The organism is Parapedomonas caeni (genome assembly GCF_041060555.1).
Taxonomy (GTDB): domain Bacteria; phylum Pseudomonadota; class Alphaproteobacteria; order Sphingomonadales; family Sphingomonadaceae; genus CAUJIW01.
This window is the reverse complement of record NZ_JBEUDS010000063.1, coordinates 1-1,704: the sequence shown is the minus strand read 5'-3', so window position 1 is coordinate 1,704 and position 1,704 is coordinate 1. Positions and strand designations below refer to the sequence as shown.

Here is a 1,704-nt window from a genome sequence, read left to right as displayed (position 1 = left end):
TGCAAACTCCACCATAACGATGAACCCGGTGGCCACCAGCGACGCCGCATTCCGGGGTGGGGCATGCCCCACCCCGGAATACACCATCGCCTACACCGGAAATTACACCACGAGCGCGGACGCTAACATCAAGGCCACGTACGGGACGGGCTGCTTCGTGCTGGCGCACGTCGGTGCCCGTCCTGTCCTGTCGGCCAACCGGCTGTTGTCGACGGTCGCCTGGCGGATTAACGGGCAGCCGTGTTACGCCCTGGAAGGCAGTATTTTTGTCGCCGGCAGCGCCGTCCAGTGGTTGCGCGACAAGGTCGGCCTGGTGCTGGCCGCCGGCGAGACGGAGGCGCTGGCGCGCTCGGTGACGTCCACCGAGGGCGTTTATCTGGTGCCGGCCTTTGTCGGTCTTGGCGCGCCGCACTGGCGGCCATCGGTACGGGGGCTGCTGACCGGACTGACCTTCGGCACGACGCGCGCCCATATTGTACGGGCCTGCCTGGAAGCCATGAGCTATCAGACCGCCGATCTGCTGGAGGCGTTCCGGGCCGACGGCGTGGAACCGGCGGGCCTGCGTATTGATGGCGGCATGGCGGTCAACGACTGGATGGCGCAGGATCTGGCGGACATGCTGGATATGACCGTGGAGCGGCCCCAGGTTACCGAGACCACCGCCCTCGGCGCGGCGGCGCTGGCGGCGGTGGGTGCCGGGCTGCTGGGGTCGATCGAGGACGTCAGCCGGCTGTGGCGGCTTGATCGTGCCTTCCATCCGCTGCTGGATGCCTCGACGCGGCATCACAGGCTTGCTGGATGGCGACAGGCCGTGGCACAGACGTTCGCGGGAGAGATCGGGAATGACCAACCTGCTTGAGATCGGCCTGTCGCTTGTCGTGTTGCTGTCTTTTCTGCTGATTGGTGGTGGCGGCTATCTGGTGCTGCGTCATCCAGCGGAGCGCCGGCGGGGCGTCCTGATGGTCGTCGCGGGCCTGGTGATTCTGGGCAACGTTTACCTGCTGGCAAGGCCGTCCGGCGCATCTGTCTTTTAACGATCAGGAAGGCCGCACCATGGGGATTCTCGTTAAGTCTTTCGTTGCCGCCCTGCTGGGGCTGATCGCGATCCTCATCGTCGCTGAGGCCTTCATTCCCACCTTGCAGCAGGTCGTCGAGGAAGAACGGCTCGCCAAATCTCAAAAGGCGAACTTGCAGAACAACTGAGGCGCCTGTCCTCTCCGCAGGGCGCTTGTGCTGCGTTGCAGCATCGTTAGGCTCTGGCGCTGTACCAGTGTGCCAGGCGTGCGGAGGGTGTGATGCTTCAAGGTGTTTTCCGGAGAGTCGCCGGCGGTCTGTTGCTTATGGCGGCCCTGTCCGCCTGCGACGCCAGCCGTGAACCCCTGGAGCAGGCTGGGCTGGTGGGGGCGGGCGCCAAGCCCGCGGTCAGTACCGAGCGGCTTGAACGCGCCGAGGCGGAACCGGGCGTGTGGCTCAGTCATGGCCGGACATACGCTGAACAGCGTTTCAGCCCGCTGGATCAGATCAATCCATCGACCGTCGGTCGGCTCGGCCTCGCCTGGTCCTATGATGCGGATTCCGATGATCGCGCGCATGTATTCCGATCTGATGCCGCGCAGCGTTCCGATTTGATCGCGCGCAGGTAGAGCACCTGATCGTTGGTATCTATTCGCACTATGGTTTGGCGTTGGTCAAGCGGCGGCACGC

The 1,704-nt window shown here is 64.7% G+C and carries 4 protein-coding genes; all 4 read left to right on the top strand.

Annotated features, from left to right (window positions below; translation table 11 throughout):
- On the top strand, positions 1-859 hold an 859-nt coding region (locus ABU113_RS17150; protein ID WP_454560667.1), incomplete at its 5' end, for an FGGY family carbohydrate kinase.
- The gene (locus ABU113_RS17145) at positions 843-1,034 is read left to right on the top strand and encodes a hypothetical protein (RefSeq protein WP_454560666.1); all 192 of its coding nucleotides are present in this window, start codon (positions 843-845) and stop codon (positions 1,032-1,034) included. The genes ABU113_RS17150 and ABU113_RS17145, both read left to right, overlap by 17 nt.
- Before the next feature lie 19 nt (positions 1,035-1,053).
- The gene (locus tag ABU113_RS17140; protein WP_454560665.1) at positions 1,054-1,203 is read left to right on the top strand and encodes a hypothetical protein; all 150 of its coding nucleotides are present in this window, start codon (positions 1,054-1,056) and stop codon (positions 1,201-1,203) included.
- Positions 1,204-1,295: 92 nt separating this feature from the next.
- On the top strand, positions 1,296-1,643 hold the full coding sequence (locus tag ABU113_RS17135; RefSeq protein ID WP_454560664.1) for a hypothetical protein: 348 nt from the start codon (positions 1,296-1,298) through the stop codon (positions 1,641-1,643).
- Positions 1,644-1,704: the final 61 nt, after the last annotated feature.